This window comes from Vibrio sp. CCUG 15886 (assembly GCF_028570825.1).
Classification (GTDB): domain Bacteria; phylum Pseudomonadota; class Gammaproteobacteria; order Enterobacterales; family Vibrionaceae; genus Vibrio; species Vibrio vulnificus_B.
In genome coordinates, this window is record NZ_JAQQBT010000002.1 from 19420 (window position 1) to 40234 (window position 20815).

The window sequence follows — 20815 nt, forward strand, 5'->3', positions numbered from 1 at the left end:
TTACGCCCCTATAAGATAGTTGAGATACCAAGACATCAAGCTATCTCCCCACATTAAGGCGACCCAACCAGCAATGGCCAGATAAGGCCCAAATGGAAAAGCCATCTCAATGCCTTGCTTTTGCAATCTGAGTTGAATGAGACCAAAGATCAGCCCGACAACCGAAGAGAGTAAGATGATCATCGGTAGATATTGCCAGCCGAGCCAAGCTCCAAGTGCCGCAAGCAATTTAAAGTCTCCGTAACCCATGCCTTCTTTTCCTGTCAGCAAGCGGAAAAGGTGATAAACGCTCCAAAGGCAGAGATAGCCTGCCATCGCGCCGATCACTGAATCTTGCAGAGATACTGGACTTATCTCTAGTAACGCTAGCGCGATGCCTGCCCACGTCAGCGGCAGCGTGAGCTGATCAGGCAGTAGCATGGTATCTAAGTCGATGAAGGTGGCGGCGATCAACACCAAAGTAAAACCAATCAGTGCTACGGTAATCGGTGCATAACCGAACTTCCAAGCGACTAGGCCGCACAAAAAGGCGCTCAGTGCTTCAACAAAAGGATAGCGAGCACTGATTTTCGTCTGGCAATGGTGACATTTTCCTCTTAGTGCTAACCAACTAAAGACAGGAATATTATCTCGAACTCGTATTGGGGTATGGCACGAAGGGCAACTTGAGCGCGGCGTGCTTAATGTTAGGGTTTCTGTCGGCGGTGTGATGTTGTATTCAGGAAAGGACTCTGCACACTCTTGGCGCCATTCCAGTTCCATTATTTTCGGTAGACGGTAGATGACGACGTTAAGAAAGCTGCCTACCAGTAAGCCAAACAGGGAAGCTAAACCAATATAAAGCCAAGGGTAGTACTGTAACGCGTCCATATAATCGTCGTTCTCTTTGTGGTGTGGGCAAAAATAGCTCAAGCAAGCCAATAGCTTGCTTGAGATTACAAAAGGTAAGCAGTGGGGGTTATCTTATCCCAGAACACTCATTAAATTAAAGATCGGCAGGTACATGGCGGCGACTAATCCGCCGACGACAACGCCGAGAAAGACGATGATCAACGGCTCGAGAATCTTACCGAGGTTGTCGACGGTGTTATCCACCTCAAACTCATAGATGGTGGCAATTTTGTTGAGCATATCGTCCATTTGGCCAGATTCTTCACCAATCATCACCATTTGCAGCACCAATTCTGGGAAAGCAAGGCTGTTGCGCATGGCGATGTACATTGGCATCCCGGCTGCGGTGTCACGATAAACATCTTCAATCGCATATTGGTAATGCAGATTGCCAGCGGTTTTACTGGTGGTTTTTAAACTGGTGAGGATCGGGATACCTGCGCTGAAACTGGTGGCCAATGTGCGACTAAATTTGGCAATCGCCGCTTTGGATAAGACCCCTCCAATCACTGGGATCTTTAAACTCAAGCGTGACATTTTTAAGCGAAATGCGGGTGATTTTTTGCTTAGACCGCGAAGTAAATAGATAGCACTGAACAACGTAATGAAAAACCAACTGCTGTAGGCTTGCACAAAATCAGACAGGTCTAAGACTTTTTGCGTAAACCAAGGCAGTTCTGCGCCGAATCCGGTGAACATTTTGCGAAACTCGGGAATAACCTTGGTCAGCATTAAATAAGAGACGCCCAACGCGACCAGCACGACCATGCAGGGATAAATTAGCGCCTTGATCACTTTTGCTCGCAACTGCTCATTTTTTTCCCGATAAAAAGCGAGACGTTCAAAAACTTGATCAAGATTACCCGATTGTTCACCAGTGGCGACTAAGTCAACATAAATGCCATCGAATTGTGGGCTGGCACTGCGAAGCGCTTTCGATAACGGCGTACCTGCTTCAACGGCTTTGCTCACATTGGCTAAAATCGACTTCATCTCGGCTTTGCGATGGTTGTCAGCAACCAATTTGAGTGATTGGAGAATAGGGACACCAGTGGTCAGCATGGTGGCGAGTTGGCGGGTAAGCAGTGTGATGTCTTTGCCTTTGACTTTATGGCTTAACCTCGTGAAAACTGACACACTGGATTTCTTGATCTTTTTGATCTGGATATGCTGCATTTTCAGCTTATCACGCACTTCAAGCTCGGTGAGCGCCAGCGTGTTGCCGGAGACTTTTTTTCCAGCTCCGTTAATCCCTTTCCATTGATAGTTTTTGATTTGTGAATGGGTTTTAAGCTTCATATCGCTTCCTTCAGTGCGATGAGTATCGAAAAAACAAACTATAAAAAATTACAAATAGAGGACACGTTGCAGCTCTTCTAAGCTGGTGATGCCCTGTTTGAGTTTTTCAAGGCCGGAATCTTTGAGTGTCATCATGCCTTTTTGCCGAGCAAGCATCTCCAAGCTTTGTACCGAGGCGCCTTTAACGATCGCCTCTGCAAGCTGTTCATCAAAAGGCATGACTTCGTATATACCGACACGACCGGAATAACCATGAGTACAATGATGGCAACCCTGTTTATCAGCTTGATAAATCAAGTCGTCAGCTTTTAGACCGAGTAACTCAAATGTTGCGTTGTATGGATGAGGTTGCTTGCAATGGCTGCATAACCGACGAGCCAGACGCTGAGCAATGATCAAACTCAAGGATGAGGCCAAGTTAAAGCTGGCGATCCCCATGTTAGATAGACGAACAATGGTTTCAGCTGCCGAGTTGGTATGTAAGGTGGATAGCACAAGGTGACCGGTTTGGGCTGCTTTGACGGCGATCTCGGCGGTTTCCAAATCTCGAATTTCCCCCACCATGACGATATCCGGGTCTTGACGGAGAAAAGAACGCAATGCTTCTGCAAAACCAAAACCAATTTTGGGTTTCACTTGCACTTGGTTGATTCCCGGGAGGTTAATCTCGACTGGGTCTTCCGCGGTGGAGATATTCACTTCTGGCCGGTTAAGTAAACTCAAGCCTGTGTACAGCGAAACGGTTTTGCCGCTTCCTGTTGGGCCCGTCATCAAAATCATCCCTTGCGGTTTGCGCAGGGCATCGAGGTAGAGCTGTTTTTGTTGCGGGTTGTAGCCTAACTTATCAATATCCAAGCTACTGCTCGAGCTGTCGAGAAGTCGCAACACAATTTTTTCACCAAACAGTGTGGGTAAGGTGGAAACGCGCATATCAATCGCGGTTTCTTGGTTGAGGCGCAGCTTAATACGTCCATCTTGTGGCAGACGCCTTTCCGCAATATCCAGCTTGGAGAGGATCTTGATCCTCGCGGATAAACGGCGGCTTAAATGGCTTGGAGGCTGCTGCACTTCCACCAAAATACCATCGCAACGCAATCGCACGCGGTATTGGTTTTCGTACGGTTCAAAATGAATATCAGATGCGCCTTTGCGCACCGCATCCAGCAGAATTTGGTTGATAAAGCGGCTAACGGGAGATTCATCTTGGCTTAAGTCTTCAATTGACTCGACTTCGTCATCTGAAACCTCGACTAAATTCGCCAGCTCATCTTGGTGAATCTCTTTTAAACCAGAGCCTTGGCTCTGTTTGATGCTCTTTCCATAGAGTCTACGAATCGCCGCTTGCAGCTCTTGGCAATCGGCCAAAACAATCTCCACCTGCACACCTGTGGCAAAACGGAAATCATCTTCAGCTTGAATATTGGTAGGGTCAGCAACCGCGAGTATTAAACCAGCGTTGCTTTTTTGCAGTGGCAGTGCTTGGTGACGAGTGATCAGCTCACGTAACCCAAGTTGATTACACAGATCTTGGTAGTCATATTGGTTGAGGTCAGTGCGTGGTAAGCCAAAAATCGCGCTGAGCTGCTCCGTTAATTCATCCGGCTGGAAAAATCCCAGTTGCAACAAAGCTTCCGGTGCTGTCACACCAGAAGCTTGCATTGTCTCTCGACACGCTTGTTCTTGCGTTAGGCCAAGTTGATTGGCCTGACGAAGAATAGTGGCAAGATTGGAGGGCATTGAGCTGTCTAGTTACTCTGAGGGCAACCTTTGGGAGAGTTGCTTTTGTCTTTCAAGCCTGAAACCGCGCACTTCCAACCAGTTGCTTCTCTTGTGATTGTTGCTTTTGCTCCACTAGGAGAGGTCATTGTTAACGCAATTGCGCTGGAGGTAAATGTCAATGTCCCGTTCTGTATTGATGACGAGTTAATGCCTACGGTTGCTAGCTCTGTATCATTAGCAGGGAAAGCTCCATTCTCTTGATAATAGAGTTCGGCTGGTGTTATCACGGATTTTAGTGAAGCGACGGCAGATGCTACTTCGCTTTTTGTGACGTAATTTTGATAAGCTGGAACAGCAATTGCTGATAGCACACCAATAATCGCCACTACTATCATTAATTCAATCAAGGTAAAACCTTGTTGTTTCTTGGTTTTGTGTAATTTCTTCATCATCATTTCCTTTAATCTATCAAATTCGCTCCGCGAGCTTGTGGCTAGATTATGCAAGGAGTAGATGAGTGGAAATCACACCAAGAGCATCACTCGAGTGATTTAAAATTCTTTGCGCTTTATTTACATCTGGTTACTTACAAGATGCGATGCTGCCCCAAAATTTCGCAGCTCAAATAAAAACGGGAGCTTGAGGCTCCCGTTTTGTGATCTGGTCGGTATCTATTTGAAACGCATCGATAAATCCATCGCTTTTACATGCTTGGTCAGGGCGCCAACCGAAATGTAATCCACGCCGGTTTCCGCATATTCTGCGATGGTTTCTAATGTCACGTTGCCTGAGTTTTCCAGTGCTGCACGGCCTGCGTTGATTTCCACCGCTTGGCGCATCATCTCGGTGGTGAAGTTGTCGAGCATAATGATATCAGCACCCGCGTTAATGGCTTCACGCAGTTCATCGAGATTCTCGGTTTCCACTTCCACGGGTTTTCCAGGTTGCAGCTCTTTTGCTTTGGTGATTGCTTGAGTGATGCCACCGCAGGCAATGATGTGGTTTTCTTTAATCAGGTACGCGTCAAACACGCCAATTCGGTGGTTGTAGCCGCCGCCACAGGCCACGGCGTATTTTAGCGCGCTGCGTAGGCCAGGGATGGTTTTGCGCGTATCTAATAAGCGACACTCGGTATGCGCAATTTTCGCGGCGTATTGTGCGGTGATGGTTGCGCAACCAGACAGGGTTTGAATAAAGTTCATCGCGTTGCGCTCACCTGTCAGTAAATCACGGGCAGGGCCTGTGAGTGTGCAAAGCGTTTGATTCGGTTCGACGTTGTCGCCATCTTTTACATGCCATTCAATGGTCACTTTGCCGCCGAGCTGTTTGAACACTTCATCTGCCCATGCTTGGCCGCAAAATACGCCGTGTTCGCGAGTGATGATGGTCGCTGTATTCATAGCCTCTGCTGGGATAAGCGCGGCCGTCACATCATTGTCAGCGTTTAGCGAACCACCCAAGTCTTCTTTCAGCGTATCGGTAACCGCTCGGGTGATTTCGATAGGGAGTTGTTGCTTCAAATAATCAAGGCGTTCTTGGCTGTTATGTGTGTTCTTCATCGCAAATCTTATCTTGAAAGGGGAATTGCAACGCATGATACTCTGCATAGGTAACAATTTCAGCAGTTAATTGACAAACCCATGGAGATGATATGCAAGCTGTGATCACGCAAGGATGGTTGGAGGGCGTTAAGCGAGTTTCATCGCCGTTTTTTGATGCGAGACCTCAAGGAAAGCCAATTTCTCTGCTGGTGGTGCACAATATTAGCCTGCCTCCTGGTCAATTCGGTGGCCGCTATATAGAGGACTTTTTTCAAGGCCAGCTTGACCCAAGCGAGCATCCTTTTTTCCAAGTGATTCATCAGATGCGCGTCTCGGCTCACTGCTTGATTAAAAGAGATGGGGAAGTGGTGCAGTTTGTCTCTTTTGATGATCGCGCTTGGCATGCTGGTGCATCCAGCTTTGCAGGGGTTGAGCGTTGCAATGACTATTCGATAGGTATTGAGCTTGAGGGCAGTGATTTTGTCGCTTATACCGAAGCGCAGTATCAAGCGTTAAGCGAGCTCAGCAAAACCTTAATGCGCCAATATCCGCACATCACCCTTCCTCGAATTACTGGCCACCAATACATTGCACCGCTGAGAAAAACTGATCCCGGTTTAAGTTTTGACTGGCGTTATTATCGAACTTTACTTTCTCAAAATGGGGCGGTTGCAAAAATGTAAACCAATCGCAAGGTTGTCACAAAAGGGTAAGCATCATGGCTTACCTTTTTTTATATCGAAAATTATTTCGTCTTGTTAAAAGTTAACTACGTTTAATCATGGGGTAAGCGACTTGAGGGGCAAATGAGGCAAAATATTTTGTCTTTTTTTGTTTTTCTTTCACCGTTTTGCTAGCACGCCCTTTCCCCATCTGTTTACTATTTGTAATTGGTAAGACCAATTCTATTGCCGTTTTAATGAACGAATGTTAGCAAAGTGTTGAAGCGTGAGCTGTTCTATGATTTAGGTCAATTTTTGGCTGGACAGTTGCGTTTTAATTATGTTAATTTCTGCACCAACTTAGAATTGGTATTACCAATTAACAGCAAAGAGAAAAAGAATAATAAATATGGCTTATCAAAGGATTCGTCAGCCGAAACTTTCTGATGTGATTGAACAAGAGTTGGAAAGATTGATCGTCGAGGGAATATTGGCACCGGGGCAACAATTGCCACCAGAACGCGAACTGGCCAAACAGTTCGAGGTGTCTCGTCCTTCTGTACGTGAAGCAATTCAACGCTTGGAAGCCAAACGTCTGCTTACTCGTCGTCAAGGCGGTGGCACGTTTGTCAGTGAGAACATTTGGAAAAGTTTCTCTGATCCTCTGCTAAATTTATTATCCAGCCACTCTGAAACACAGCTTGATTTACTTGAATCGCGCCATGCGATGGAAGGTATTTCTGCGTATTTCGCTGCATTGCGTGGTACCGAGCAAGACTTTGCCCGCATTCAGGCTTGCCTGGAAAAGATTAGCGCAGAGCAGACAAAACAGAATGTAGAAGCGGAAGCGGCCGCGGTGATGGCGTTTTTGGTTGCATTAACCGAAGCCTCGCACAACGTCGTGCTGCTGCATATTGTTCGTAGTCTCTCTCCGTTACTGGAGCAAAATGTCTTACAGAATCTGAAATTACTGCACCGCCGCGCTGAAGTGGTGGAAAAAGTCAGTAAACATCGGGCTAATATTGTGGATGCGATTGTTTCTGGTCAGCCAGAAAAGGCGCGTGAAATGTCCCATTCGCATTTAGCGTACATCGAAGAAACATTGTTGGATTTGACTCGTGAAGAGTCACGTAGAGAATGCTCTTTACGTCGAATTCAACGAGGTAATGAGTCTTAATCGGACTCATTGCAAGTTTAACGTAGATCCAACCAACAGAAGGATAGATCGCCATGTCTGATATGAAGCATGACGTAGACGCACTTGAAACTCAAGAATGGTTACAAGCACTTGAGTCAGTAGTTCGTGAAGAAGGTGTAGAACGTGCACAGTACCTACTAGAGCAAGTTCTAGACAAAGCTCGCCTAGATGGCGTTGATATGCCGACTGGCATCACAACCAACTACATCAACACGATTCCAGCGAACCAAGAACCAGCTTACCCTGGTGATACTACGCTTGAGCGTCGTATCCGTTCCATCATCCGTTGGAACGCAATCATGATCGTTCTACGTGCTTCTAAGAAAGACCTAGAGCTAGGCGGCCACATGGCGTCTTTCCAGTCTTCTGCAGCATTCTACGAAACCTGTTTCAACCACTTCTTCCGTGCTCCAAACGAGAAAGATGGTGGCGATTTGGTTTACTACCAAGGCCATATTTCTCCAGGGATCTACGCACGTGCTTTCGTTGAAGGTCGTCTAACGGCTGAGCAACTAGACAACTTCCGTCAAGAAGTGGACGGCAAAGGTATCCCATCATACCCGCACCCTAAACTAATGCCTGAGTTCTGGCAGTTCCCAACCGTATCTATGGGTCTAGGTCCGATTTCTGCGATCTACCAAGCGCGCTTCCTGAAGTACCTTGAAGGCCGTGGCATGAAGGATACCTCTGAGCAGCGTGTATACGCGTTCCTCGGTGACGGTGAGATGGATGAGCCAGAATCACGTGGTGCTATCTCTTTCGCTGCGCGCGAAAAACTAGACAACCTATGTTTCCTTATCAACTGTAACCTTCAGCGTCTCGATGGCCCTGTAATGGGTAACGGTAAGATCATTCAAGAACTTGAAGGTCTGTTCAAAGGTGCTGGCTGGAACGTAGTGAAAGTTATCTGGGGCAACAACTGGGATTCACTACTAGCTAAAGACACCACGGGTAAGCTTCTTCAACTGATGAACGAAACCATCGACGGTGACTACCAAACATTCAAATCAAAAGATGGCGCGTATGTACGTGAGCACTTCTTTGGTAAGTACCCTGAAACTGCAGCGCTAGTGGCAGACATGACTGACGACGAAATCTTCGCTCTTAAGCGTGGTGGTCACGAGTCTTCTAAACTGTACGCTGCATTCAAAAATGCACAAGACACCAAAGGTCGTCCAACGGTTATCCTAGCGAAAACGGTTAAAGGTTACGGCATGGGTGAAGCGGCAGAAGGTAAGAACATCGCGCACCAAGTTAAGAAGATGGATATGACTCACGTGCTACATCTACGTGATCGCCTAGGTCTTCAAGACATCCTAACGGACGAAGCAGTGAAAGAACTTCCATACCTAACTTTGGAAGAAGGTTCGAAAGAATACGAATACCTACACGCTCGTCGTAAAGCGCTGAAAGGTTACACGCCACAGCGTCTACCTAACTTTACCCAAGAGCTTGTTATTCCAGCTGTTGAGGAGTTCCAACCTCTGCTAGAAGAGCAGAAACGTGATATCTCTACAACTATGGCGTTTGTACGTACTCTAAACGTACTGCTTAAAGATAAGAACATCGGTAAGAACATTGTTCCTATCATCGCCGATGAAGCACGTACATTCGGTATGGAAGGTCTGTTCCGTCAAATCGGTATTTACAACCCGCACGGCCAGAACTACACGCCACAAGACCGTGACATTGTTTCTTACTACAAAGAAGCAACGTCAGGTCAGGTACTGCAAGAAGGTATCAACGAGCTAGGTGCTATGTCTTCATGGGTTGCTGCTGCAACGTCATACTCGACCAATGACCTACCAATGATCCCGTTCTACATCTACTACTCTATGTTCGGTTTCCAACGTGTTGGCGACATGGCATGGATGGCGGGTGACCAACAAGCTCGTGGTTTCCTGCTGGGTGCAACTGCAGGTCGTACAACGCTAAACGGTGAAGGTCTACAACACGAAGACGGTCACTCACACATCATGGCAGGTACTGTACCGAACTGTATCTCTTACGACCCAACATTCGCTTACGAAGTTGCAGTTATCCTACAAGACGGTATCCGTCGTATGTATGGTGATCAAGAGAACGTGTTCTACTACCTAACTCTGATGAACGAGAACTACGCAATGCCAGCAATGCCTGAAGGTGCTGAAGAAGGCATTCGTAAGGGTATCTACAAGCTAGAAACTTACACGGGTTCGAAAGGTAAAGTTCAGCTGTTGAGCTCTGGTACTATCATGAACGAAGTGCGTAAAGCGGCTCAAATCCTAAGCGATGAGTACGGCATTGCGTCAGACGTTTACTCTGTAACGTCGTTCAATGAAGTGACTCGTGATGGTCAAGCGTGTGAGCGTTACAACATGCTTCACCCAGAAGCAGAAGCGCAAGTACCTTACATCCAAACCGTAATGGGTACTGAGCCTGCAATCGCTGCGACTGACTACATGAAGAACTACGCAGAGCAGGTTCGTGCATTCATTCCTGCTGAGTCTTACAAAGTGCTGGGCACTGACGGCTTTGGTCGTTCAGACAGCCGTGAAAACCTACGTCGTCACTTCGAAGTGAACGCAGGTTACGTGGTTATTGCAGCGCTAACTGAACTGGCGAAACGTGGTGACGTTGAGAAATCTGTGATTGCAGAAGCAATTAAGAAGTTCGACATCGACACTGAGAAAACTAACCCGCTATACGCTTAATTAAGAAGGTAGATAAGAAATGGCAATCGAAATTAATGTACCAGACATCGGTGCGGATGAGGTTGAAGTTACTGAGATTCTTGTAAGCGTTGGCGACAAGGTTGAAGAAGATCAGTCTCTGATCACTGTTGAAGGCGATAAAGCTTCTATGGAAGTTCCTGCTTCTCAAGCGGGTATCGTTAAAGAAATCAAAGTTGCCGAAGGCGACAAGGTTTCTACTGGTTCTCTAATCATGATTTTCGAAGCCGAGGGTGCAGCTGACGCTGCACCTGCTCCTGCGGCAGAAGCGGCTCCAGCAGCAGCTCCAGCTCCAGCAGCAGCGGCAGAACTGAAAGAAGTTCACGTACCAGACATCGGTGGTGACGAAGTTGAAGTTACTGAAATCATGGTAGCAATCGGCGACAGCATCGAAGAAGAGCAATCTCTCATCACTGTAGAAGGCGACAAAGCTTCTATGGAAGTTCCTGCACCATTCGCAGGTACGCTTAAAGAGATCAAAGTGGCAGCAGGCGATAAAGTATCGACGGGTTCACTGGTAATGATCTTTGAAGTGGCGGGTTCGGGCGCAGCAGCACCTGCACCAGTTGCAGCAGCAGCTCCGGCGGCGGCTCCAGCAGCAGTCTCTGGAGTAAAAGAAGTTAACGTTCCTGATATCGGCGGCGACGAAGTTGAAGTCACTGAAATCATGGTTGCCGTTGGCGATACAGTCTCTGAAGAGCAATCTCTGATTACTGTAGAAGGCGACAAAGCATCTATGGAAGTACCTGCACCTTTCGCTGGTACGGTTAAAGAAATCAAAGTTGCAGCTGGTGACAAAGTTTCTACTGGTTCTCTAATCATGGTGTTCGAAGTTGCTGGCGCAGCGCCAGTTGCAGCAGCGGCACCCGCTCAAGCAGCAGCTCCAGCTCCTGCGGTAGCTCCAGTAGCAAAAGCGGAAGCTCAAGCAACGACTAGTGATTTCAAAGAAAACGACGAGTATGCTCACGCATCTCCAGTGGTTCGTCGTCTAGCTCGCGAGTTCGGCGTAAATCTTTCTAAAGTGAAAGGTTCTGGTCGTAAGAGCCGTATCCTGAAAGAAGACGTTCAAGCTTACGTGAAAGACGCACTTAAGCGTCTCGAGTCTGGTGCAGTTGCAGCGGCTTCTGGTAAAGGCGATGGCGCAGCGCTTGGCCTACTTCCATGGCCGAAAGTCGACTTCAGCAAGTTCGGTGAAACAGAAGTTCAGCCACTATCTCGCATTAAGAAGATCTCGGGTGCAAACCTACATCGTAACTGGGTAATGATTCCTCACGTTACACAGTGGGATAACGCGGATATCACTGAGTTAGAAAACTTCCGTAAAGAGCAAAACGCGATTGAAGCGAAGAAAGACTCCGGCATGAAGATCACGCCACTTGTGTTCATCATGAAAGCGGCTGCTAAAGCGCTAGAAGCGTTCCCAGCGTTCAACTCTTCACTATCAGAAGATGGTGAGAGCCTGATTCTGAAGAAATACGTGAACATCGGTATCGCAGTCGATACGCCAAATGGCCTAGTGGTTCCTGTCTTTAAAGACGTGAACAAGAAAGGTATCTACGAGCTATCTGAAGAGCTGATGGTGGTTTCTAAGAAAGCACGTGCTGGTAAGCTGACTGCTGCGGACATGCAAGGTGGCTGTTTCACGATTTCAAGCCTAGGTGGTATCGGTGGTACTGCGTTTACCCCAATCGTAAACGCGCCAGAAGTGGGTATCCTTGGTGTATCTAAGTCTGAGATCAAGCCTGTTTGGAATGGTAAAGAGTTCGCTCCTCGCCTACAACTGCCGCTATCTCTGTCATACGACCACCGTGTGATTGATGGTGCTGAAGGTGCGCGCTTCATTACTTACCTAAACGAGTGCCTATCAGACATTCGTCGTTTGGTTCTGTAATCGACGTGAACATTGAGAGGCGGCCTAACAGCCGCCTCTGTTAATAGAATTATCGGACAATTGGATGACAAGCGAGCACGCGTGTGTTTTTTGTCCATCGAATTGTCGTCTGGCTCACAGGCTAAATTGATTTACTTTTCACACCATTAACATCTCTGTAAACTGTTGGCGGTCTGAAAATGTTTAAAACAAACCACTCTTAAACAAAAATCAAAACTCACTCAGCCTGTTAGGGATAATGACTACAAGAGGTCAAAATGAGCAAAGAAATTAAAGCCCAGGTGGTAGTACTTGGTGCCGGTCCTGCTGGTTACTCCGCTGCATTCCGTTGTGCAGACTTAGGTCTGGACACTGTTCTTATTGAACGTTACAACACCCTTGGTGGTGTGTGTCTGAACGTGGGTTGTATCCCATCGAAAGCACTGCTTCACGTTGCGAAAGTGATCGAAGAAGCAAAAGCGCTTGCTGAGCACGGCATCGTATTTGGCGAGCCTCAAACAGACATCGACAAAATTCGTCTTTGGAAAGAAAAAGTTATCAACCAGTTGACTGGCGGTCTTGGCGGTATGGCGAAGATGCGTAAAGTGAACGTGGTGAATGGCTTTGGTAAATTCACTGGCCCTAACACGATTGAAGTAGAAGGTGAAGACGGTAAAACCGTGGTTAACTTCGACAACGCGATCGTCGCTGCAGGTTCTCGCCCAATCAAATTGCCATTTATCCCACATGAAGACCCACGTATTTGGGACTCAACTGATGCGCTTGAACTGAAAGAAGTACCAGGAAAGCTGCTGATCATGGGTGGTGGTATCATCGGCCTAGAAATGGGTACCGTTTACCACTCGCTAGGTTCACAGATCGACGTTGTGGAAATGTTCGATCAAGTGATTCCAGCGGCAGACAAAGATATCGTGAAGGTTTACACCAAGCGTATCAGCAAGAAATTTAACCTAATGCTGGAAACGAAAGTAACCGCAGTTGAAGCGAAAGAAGATGGTATCTACGTTTCAATGGAAGGCAAAAAAGCACCAGCAGAAGCTGAGCGCTACGATGCGGTTCTTGTGGCTATCGGCCGTGTACCAAACGGCAAACTGATCGACGGTGAAAAAGCGGGTCTTGAAATCGATGAGCGCGGCTTCATCAACGTTGACAAGCAAATGCGTACTAACGTTCCTCACATCTTTGCTATCGGTGACATCGTTGGTCAACCAATGCTAGCGCACAAAGGTGTGCATGAAGGTCACGTGGCTGCAGAAGTTATCTCTGGTAAGAAGCACTACTTCGATCCTAAAGTGATTCCTTCAATTGCTTACACTGAGCCAGAAGTGGCATGGGTTGGTAAGACTGAGAAAGAAGCGAAAGCAGAAGGCATCAACTACGAAGTGGCTACGTTCCCGTGGGCAGCATCGGGTCGTGCAATCGCCTCTGACTGCGCTGACGGTATGACAAAGCTGATCTTTGACAAAGAAACGCATCGCGTTATCGGTGGTGCTATCGTTGGTACCAACGGTGGTGAATTGCTTGGTGAAATTGGCCTTGCTATCGAGATGGGTTGTGATGCTGAAGATATCGCACTGACAATCCACGCTCACCCAACGCTACACGAATCTGTTGGTCTAGCGGCGGAAGTGTTTGAAGGTACAATCACTGACCTACCAAACGCGAAAGCGAAGAAGAAAAAATAATCTTCTTAGCGAATCGTCAAAATAAAAACCGCTGAATCATCAGCGGTTTTTTGTTTCTTCAAAAACGGCCCCACGTTTTGCACTGACACAAAAAAGGTTGGCCGTAGCCAACCTTGATATGAGGTTACTGGTGCTATTCGTGCTCGCGTTTATAGATGCATAGCATGTCTAAGTAGCTGCTGACCAGTTTGCTGAGCTCTGCGGTATTGTTGGTACGGTTTGCTTGAACAAACAGCGAGTAACAAATGCCGTGGAACAAGTTCGCCAAATCTTCTGGGTTGTGTTGGTCACACACTTCACCACGCTCAATGGCTTTGATGAACATGTTTTGTACCAGCAATTGATTAGTTCGGTTGGTGGTGACAAACAGAGGCCAAACTTCATCACGCGTCGACGCACTCCACTCGAACCAAACTTTCAACCAGTGATTGTCTTGCACCACAAGCTCAATCATTGCGTTGGTGATGTTGGCGATGTTTTCTTTAGCGTGAAGATCCAAATCGATGTTGTCAGATAGGAAATTAGAAAACTGACGAACGACATGGTTAAGCACTTCGTCTACAAGATCTTCGCGAGTTGGGAAGTAGTTGAAGACGGTCGCCACAGAAACTTGCGCAATTTCAGCGATGTCTGCGTGACCACCGCGGCCAATGCCACGACGAGCAAACACTTCCAGTGCAATTTCCATGAGCTGCTGTTTACGTTTTAGCGGAGATAAGCGAGTTCGCGGTCTCTTTGCGATTGAGTCCATAGGTTGTTTCCTTACCAATGAGTTGTTTTTATATAAAATGGAACGGCTTAGCTGTTCCTATTGATTGTTTTAATAATTGCTTTTAGCTCCATGAGTGTAATGGTGCATATGCATTGGGTCAATAACTTATGGTGAATAAATGAACAGTAATGTCAATATTGATATCTATCTTGAGCAACTTTTATTTAAATTGGCATCGAGATCTCGTTTATTGATGTGATAGTAAATAGCGTATTGCACTGGCACAACTTCTTCCTTTGGGGGTTAAAGATTGCTTTGCGGAGTGTTACACTACGCGAGAATTTCAGGTGAACGTTTGCGTATTGACCTAAGTGACACTTTGCTCGGGTACGAAACTCACCATTAGCAACGATAAAACATTGAGTACAGTATGAAACATACAGTAGAAGTTATGATTTCTGAGCAGACCGTTCAGGAACGAGTTCGTGAATTAGGTAAACAGATTACTGCGCATTACCAAGGCAGTGAAGATCTTGTGCTAGTCGGCTTGCTACGTGGTTCGTTTGTTTTTATGGCGGATCTTGCTCGTGCCATTGAACTAACGCACCAAGTCGATTTTATGACGGCTTCTAGCTACGGTAATACAATGGAAAGCTCGCGTGACGTTCGCATTCTGAAAGATCTCGATGATGACATCAAAGGCAAGGATGTCTTGATCGTCGAAGACATTATCGACACAGGTAATACTCTGAACAAGATTAAAGAGATCCTGTCTTTAAGAGAACCTAAGTCTATCGAAATTTGTACCTTATTAGACAAACCTTCACGTCGCGAAGTGCCTGTTCCAGTGAAGTGGATTGGCTTTGAGATCCCTGATGAGTTTGTTGTTGGTGTGGGCATTGACTACGCACAAAAATATCGTCATCTGCCTTTCATTGGTAAAGTGGTTCCACAAGAGTAAGTGGTACTCATAAATAATAATGGCCCGCTGATACAGCGGGCCATTGCATTTTTATCTCTAGAACACGGATTGTGTCGGCGGTCTAACGATGGCGCTATTCGTGAAACTTCATCACATCGCTATTGAGGATTTTTGCCATCGCAGCCTGATAGTTGACTTCGAGTGACTCTCTGCTGTAGCAACGTACGCCAATGTCTTGTAGGCGGCCATCACCAATGCCATAGACAACGCCGTGAATTTCCACATCTTGTCCACGCTCCCAAGCGCTTTCCATAATAGTAGAATTACCTAAGTTGTAGACCTGCTCTGCGACGTTAATTTCACACAGTTTGTCGCCCCATTTTTCTTTTGGTAGTTCACCTAACCAATTGCGATGTTTGAGGTAGAGATCGCGGATGTGCAGTAGCCAGTTATTGATCAAACCAAGGCGCGGATTTTCAATCGCAGCGTTCACCCCTCCACAGCCGTAATGACCACAGATGATGATGTGTTTAACTTTCAACACGTCGACGGCGTATTGCACAACCGAGAGGCAGTTTAAATCGGTATGGATCACTTGGTTTGCCACATTACGGTGAACAAATAGTTCACCCGAATAAAGCCCAGTCAAGCGTTCTGCGGGAACGCGACTGTCGGAACACCCAATCCAGAGAAAGCCGGGGTTTTGCCCTTCTTCTAACTTGGAAAAATACTCCGGTTGATGCGATTTGATCTCTTCGGACCATTTTGAGTTGTTTTCAAATAATTGCTTGATTTCCGGCATGTTGCGTCTTACTTCCCTAAAAATTCTTGCATCACTATACACAATGTTACAATTTACCGCCCGAAATAAATTGGCAGAAAAGTACTCATCTGACTAGTTATGGCATAAAAAATCATAAACTTAGCCGTTAACCAAACCACAAGTTATATGGTGTAACTTATGAGATCTAATTAACACTTAACGAAATAGGTTAACTTTTGCTAAAGTTGCGCGATTTATGTTTTTTACAGGGAGCTGAGTGATGTTTGGAGATCGTTTTAACGATATCAATCTGAAAGGGGATCTGTTTGGTGGGGTCACCACCGCCATTATTTCTCTGCCGCTGGCATTAGCATTTGGTGTGGCCTCTGGCGCTGGGGCTGAAGCCGGTTTGTGGGGAGCGATTTTAGTCGGTTTATTTGCAGCGTTATTTGGTGGTTCATCTACCCTGATTTCTGAACCGACCGGACCAATGACGGTGATCATGACCGCGGTATTAACCAGCATGGTGGCGAAATACCCAGAATCTGGTATTGCCATCAGTTTTACCATCGTCATGATGGCTGGTGCCTTTCAGGTATTGATAGGCACATTGAAGTTAGGCAAATACATTACCCTAATGCCGTATAGCGTGGTGTCGGGTTTTATGTCTGGCATCGGCGTGATACTGATCATTTTGCAATTGTCCCCGTTACTTGGCCATGCTGCGCCAGCCGGTGGGGTTCTTGGCACACTTTCTGCGTTGCCTGAGATTATTTCCAACATGAAGTTTAGTGAGTTTTTCCTTGGCTTACTGACGTTGGGCATTCTGTTCTTTTTCCCTAAGCAGTACCGCAAATATGTTCCTGCGCAATTGGTCGCGTTGGTGGCGGTCACGCTACTTTCTGTCATCATTTTTGATTTTGACGATGTGCGCCGAATTGGCGAAATTCCAACGGGCCTGCCTTCTCTTGTCGTGCCTGTGATTAATGGTGAAATCTTCACTGCGATGGTGATTGATGCTTTGGTGCTGGGCACGCTCGGTTGTATTGATACCTTATTGACGGCCGTGATTGGCGACTCTCTGACGCGTAAAGAGCATGATTCGGATAAAGAGCTGCGCGGACAAGGGTTTGCCAACATGATTTCGGGTCTGTTTGGTGCGCTGCCTGGTGCGGGCGCGACCATGGGCACGGTGACTAATATTCAAGTGGGGGCGCGTTCTCCGTTATCTGGCGTGATTCGAGCCTTGATTCTGGCGCTGGTTGTTCTGGTCGCGAGCGGATTGACCGAGCCTATCCCAATGGCAGTTTTGGCGGGGATTGCGGTGTACGTCGGTTTCGGCATTTTGGACTGGAGCTTCATTCAACGCGCGCACCGCGTGAGCGTGCAAGGCATGGCGATCATGTATGGCGTGATGTTGCTGACGGTGTTTGTTGATCTGATTGTGGCGGTGGGGCTAGGTGTCTTCATTTCCAATATCCTTATTATCGAGCGCCTCAGTCGCGTGCAAGCCAAGCAAGTGAAAGCAATCAGTGACGCGGATGAAAACGATGTGCCACTGACGGACAGTGAGCGTGGCTTGCTTGATCGTGCCAATGGCAAAGTGCTGTTTTTTTACCTCTCTGGCCCGATGATTTTCAGTGTCTCGAAAGCGATCTCGCGTCAGCACAGCAGCATTAGTGATTATGAAGCGATGATTCTTGATCTGACCGACGTGCCAATGATTGATGTCACCGTTGGCCTCGCATTAGAGAACGCCATTAAAGATGCGCAAGAAGCCCAGTGTGATGTCTACTTACTCTGCCCGAATGAGCGAGTTCGTGAGCAGCTTGAAAAGTTCCACGTGCTGGATTTGGTGCCGGATGAAAATACCTTTAAATTCCGCTATGAAGCACTCAACGCTGCGGTGAATAAAGTAGAGCAAGATGAGCACCAAGGCGCGTTTGTTTAAGCGTGTAAAGCGGTGAATGAGTCGTAGAAAAACGCAGAGGTCTTCCTCTGCGTTTTTATTATCCGTGCGGATAGTTTTTTATGATTAATTGCTAATGTAGGGTTGAAAAATCGCCACTCAAGCGTCATTTGATAGGCATCATAGAGAAAAAGAGCAATACAAAATTATGTATGCATTACAAATTGAGCAGCTACGAAAAACGTATGCTGGAGGCTTCGAGGCGCTAAAAGGCATCAGTTTAGGCGTACAAGAAGGGGATTTTTATGCGCTGCTGGGGCCAAATGGCGCGGGGAAATCCACCACAATAGGCGTGATTTCTTCTCTGGTGAACAAAACATCGGGCAACGTTAAAGTTTTTGGTTACGACATTGATCGCGATTTGGAGTTGGCAAAGCAGCATCTTGGTTTGGTGCCGCAGGAGTTTAACTTCAACCAGTTTGAAACCGTGGAGCAGATCGTGTTGCAGCAGGCGGGTTATTACGGTGTACCACGTGAACTCGCCAAGCAACGAGCAGAGAAGTATCTGACTAAGCTCGATTTGTGGGAAAAGCGCAAAGAACGAGCAAGAAATCTTTCTGGTGGGATGAAGCGTCGTCTGATGATCGCACGTGCTCTGATGCATGAACCTAAACTGCTGATTTTAGATGAGCCAACGGCGGGTGTTGATATCGAGCTGCGTCGCTCCATGTGGGAATTTCTCAAAGAGATCAATCAAAAGCAGGGTATTACCATCATTTTGACCACTCACTATTTAGAAGAGGCTGAAATGCTGTGCCGCAATATCGGCATCATCAACCGAGGTGAGTTAATTGAAAACACCACGATGAAGTCTTTGCTGGCTAAGTTAGATGTGGAAACGTTCATTTTGGATCTTGCCCCAAATTCGCCGATGCCTTGTTTGGAAGGTGTGGTCTCATCTCGTGTTGAAAATGATTCTTTGGAGATTGAAGTGGAGAAAACCCAGCCGTTAAACCATGTGTTCAGTCAGTTGAGTGAGCAGGGGGTAATGGTCATGTCGATGCGCAATAAAGCCAATCGCTTAGAAGAGCTGTTTGTGAACATCGTGCGTGAACAGGTGAAGGAGAAGTAATATGTATCGTCTTTATTGGACGGCTTTTTGTAGCCTGTTAACCAAAGAGATTAACCGCTTTACTCGTATTTGGGTACAAACCTTGGTCCCGCCTGCGATCACGATGACGCTTTATTTTATTATTTTCGGGAGCTTGATTGGTTCGCGGATTGGTGAAATGAACGGTTTCAGTTACATGGAATATATCGTACCTGGTTTGATCATGATGTCGGTGATCACTAACTCTTATTCCAACGTCGCTTCATCATTCTTTAGTGCCAAATTTCAGCGTAATATCGAAGAGTTGCTAGTGGCACCCGTGCCAAATTACGTGATTATTTTTGGTTTTGTCATGGGCGGTGTCGCTCGTGGTTTGCTAGTGGGCGCCATGGTTACCATGGTCTCTTTGCTGTTCGTTGATTTGCAAGTTGAACATTGGGGAATCATCATTGCGACGGTCTTTTTGACGTCGGTAGTCTTTTCGTTAGGTGGTTTGATAAACGCTGTTTTTGCCCGAACGTTTGACGATATTTCGATTATCCCTACGTTTGTGCTCACACCATTGACCTATCTTGGCGGTGTTTTCTACTCCATTCAGTTATTGCCAGAGTTTTGGCAAGGGGTGTCGCAGATCAACCCGATTGTCTATATGGTTAACGCGTTTCGTTATGGTTTCCTTGGTGTTTCTGACGTGGGGATCGCCACATCGTTTACGGTGCTAAGTGCGTTTGTTGTCTTACTTTATGGCGTGGCGCACTACTTAGTGACACGTGGTATCGGCTTGCGTTCTTAACGAAAACGAATGTTCAGTTCACAGATAGCAAAAAGGGATTGCCGATGGCAATCCCTTTATTCTTTGTACGGGAAGTGTTTAGGTCAGTGATGAGACATCAGTGACTGTTTTCACTTTCTGATTCGGTGCTGTCGACTTCTTCTTTGCTGTCTTTAACCAACTCAACCACTTGATTGTCGATCAGGCGAGCTTTGCCCAAGAAAGCGGACATCAGAATAACGGCTTGCGTGCTCTCTGCGTTGACCACTTGTAGAGTACGTGCATCACGGATGAAAATTTCATCTGGGTGCAAGCCTGCGGCGCGCAATTGATCGCTGGCGTCTTCGATGATCGAAGCAAAATCGTCACGGCCACCACGGATAGCACTGCTGATCCAACGCATGGTACGAGCCAAGACAGGCGCACGTTGGCGCTCATCAATGGTCAATAAGCCATTGCGAGAGCTCATGGCAAGGCCATCCATTTCACGCACGGTAGGAACACCAATAATCTCAATGTCCATTGCCAAATCGGTGGTCATTTTGCGAATGATAGCAAGCTGTTGGAAATCTTTTTCACCAAAGCAAGCCACATCCGGCTGAACAATGTTAAATAGCTTAGTAACCACTGTCGCAACGCCGCGGAAATGGCCTGGGCGCGATGCCCCTTCCAGCATGGTTGATAAGCCGGGGACTTCAACGAGAGTCTGCTTATCCAAGCCTTCTGGGTAGATCATTTCAGGTGTTGGAGTAAAGACCAGTTCAACCGCTTCACCGTTGAGTTTACTGAGATCGTCTTCCAATGTTCTTGGATAATTATTTAAATCGTCAGCGCGATCAAACTGCATTGGGTTGACAAAAATACTGACGACCACGATATCAGCGTGCTCACGTGCTTTGCGCACGAGCGTTAAGTGGCCTTCATGTAAATTGCCCATGGTTGGAACAAAAGCAATTCGACGTCCTTCGCGTTTGAACGTTTTGATCTGTTCACGAAGGGCTGAAATTTCGGCAAAGGTTTGCATCTACA

The 20815-nt window shown here is 46.8% G+C and carries 17 protein-coding genes; 9 read left to right on the forward strand and 8 right to left on the reverse strand.

The window, feature by feature from the left end; translation table 11 throughout:
• The 5 genes from PQQ36_RS06905 to nadC form a co-directional block, all read right to left on the reverse strand.
• Entirely contained in the window at positions 1-870 is an 870-nt protein-coding gene (locus tag PQQ36_RS06905; RefSeq protein ID WP_043877313.1) for a prepilin peptidase, read from the reverse strand.
• Between the two features lie 93 nt (positions 871-963).
• Positions 964-2190, reverse strand: a complete 1227-nt coding sequence (locus PQQ36_RS06910) for a type II secretion system F family protein (protein WP_039554612.1) — start codon at positions 2188-2190, stop codon at positions 964-966.
• Between the two features lie 48 nt (positions 2191-2238).
• The gene (gene pilB, locus PQQ36_RS06915) at positions 2239-3927 is read right to left on the reverse strand and encodes a type IV-A pilus assembly ATPase PilB (protein WP_065090097.1); all 1689 of its coding nucleotides are present in this window, start codon (positions 3925-3927) and stop codon (positions 2239-2241) included.
• 8 nt (positions 3928-3935) lie between these two features.
• Positions 3936-4358, reverse strand: coding sequence for a type IV pilin protein (locus PQQ36_RS06920; protein ID WP_065090098.1), 423 nt, complete (start codon positions 4356-4358; stop codon positions 3936-3938).
• A 222-nt stretch (positions 4359-4580) separates the two neighbouring features.
• On the reverse strand, positions 4581-5468 hold the full coding sequence (nadC, locus tag PQQ36_RS06925; protein ID WP_065090099.1) for a carboxylating nicotinate-nucleotide diphosphorylase: 888 nt from the start codon (positions 5466-5468) through the stop codon (positions 4581-4583).
• Between the two features lie 92 nt (positions 5469-5560).
• Here nadC and ampD point away from each other — a divergent pair, with 92 nt between their 5' ends.
• From ampD to lpdA, 5 genes are all read left to right on the forward strand, one after another.
• Positions 5561-6133, forward strand: coding sequence for a 1,6-anhydro-N-acetylmuramyl-L-alanine amidase AmpD (gene ampD, locus PQQ36_RS06930; protein ID WP_011079553.1), 573 nt, complete (start codon positions 5561-5563; stop codon positions 6131-6133).
• Between the two features lie 388 nt (positions 6134-6521).
• On the forward strand, positions 6522-7289 hold the full coding sequence (pdhR, locus tag PQQ36_RS06935; protein ID WP_273660609.1) for a pyruvate dehydrogenase complex transcriptional repressor PdhR: 768 nt from the start codon (positions 6522-6524) through the stop codon (positions 7287-7289).
• Between the two features lie 53 nt (positions 7290-7342).
• A complete protein-coding gene (gene aceE / locus PQQ36_RS06940) occupies positions 7343-10003 on the forward strand; it encodes a pyruvate dehydrogenase (acetyl-transferring), homodimeric type (protein WP_263140269.1) in 2661 nt (886 codons plus the stop codon).
• Between the two features lie 19 nt (positions 10004-10022).
• Complete coding sequence (gene aceF / locus PQQ36_RS06945) at positions 10023-11912, forward strand: pyruvate dehydrogenase complex dihydrolipoyllysine-residue acetyltransferase (RefSeq protein WP_206638615.1); 1890 nt, start codon at positions 10023-10025, stop codon at positions 11910-11912.
• A gap of 257 nt (positions 11913-12169) precedes the next feature.
• On the forward strand, positions 12170-13597 hold the full coding sequence (gene lpdA, locus PQQ36_RS06950) for a dihydrolipoyl dehydrogenase (RefSeq protein ID WP_011079557.1): 1428 nt from the start codon (positions 12170-12172) through the stop codon (positions 13595-13597).
• A gap of 133 nt (positions 13598-13730) precedes the next feature.
• On the opposite strand, the gene PQQ36_RS06955 is transcribed toward lpdA, so the two are convergent.
• Entirely contained in the window at positions 13731-14348 is a 618-nt protein-coding gene (locus PQQ36_RS06955) for a LuxR/HapR/OpaR family quorum-sensing transcriptional regulator (RefSeq protein WP_011079558.1), read from the reverse strand.
• A 391-nt stretch (positions 14349-14739) separates the two neighbouring features.
• On the opposite strand from PQQ36_RS06955, the gene hpt reads away from it, so the two are divergent.
• Entirely contained in the window at positions 14740-15270 is a 531-nt protein-coding gene (gene hpt, locus PQQ36_RS06960) for a hypoxanthine phosphoribosyltransferase (protein WP_011079559.1), read from the forward strand.
• 94 nt (positions 15271-15364) lie between these two features.
• On the opposite strand, the gene can is transcribed toward hpt, so the two are convergent.
• A complete protein-coding gene (gene can / locus PQQ36_RS06965; protein ID WP_013571146.1) occupies positions 15365-16033 on the reverse strand; it encodes a carbonate dehydratase in 669 nt (222 codons plus the stop codon).
• A 241-nt stretch (positions 16034-16274) separates the two neighbouring features.
• Here can and PQQ36_RS06970 point away from each other — a divergent pair, with 241 nt between their 5' ends.
• The 3 genes from PQQ36_RS06970 to PQQ36_RS06980 all read left to right on the forward strand — a co-directional run bounded on the left by PQQ36_RS06970 (position 16275) and on the right by PQQ36_RS06980 (position 19807).
• Entirely contained in the window at positions 16275-17945 is a 1671-nt protein-coding gene (locus PQQ36_RS06970) for a SulP family inorganic anion transporter (protein WP_273660610.1), read from the forward strand.
• Between the two features lie 166 nt (positions 17946-18111).
• Positions 18112-19035 (forward strand): ABC transporter ATP-binding protein, encoded by a 924-nt coding sequence (locus tag PQQ36_RS06975; protein WP_045596836.1) that lies wholly within the window; start codon positions 18112-18114, stop codon positions 19033-19035.
• A gap of 1 nt (position 19036) precedes the next feature.
• On the forward strand, positions 19037-19807 hold the full coding sequence (locus PQQ36_RS06980; RefSeq protein ID WP_013571148.1) for an ABC transporter permease: 771 nt from the start codon (positions 19037-19039) through the stop codon (positions 19805-19807).
• Positions 19808-19904: 97 nt separating this feature from the next.
• On the opposite strand, the gene panC is transcribed toward PQQ36_RS06980, so the two are convergent.
• A complete protein-coding gene (panC, locus tag PQQ36_RS06985; protein WP_045596835.1) occupies positions 19905-20810 on the reverse strand; it encodes a pantoate--beta-alanine ligase in 906 nt (301 codons plus the stop codon).
• Between the last annotated feature and the right edge of the window lie 5 nt (positions 20811-20815).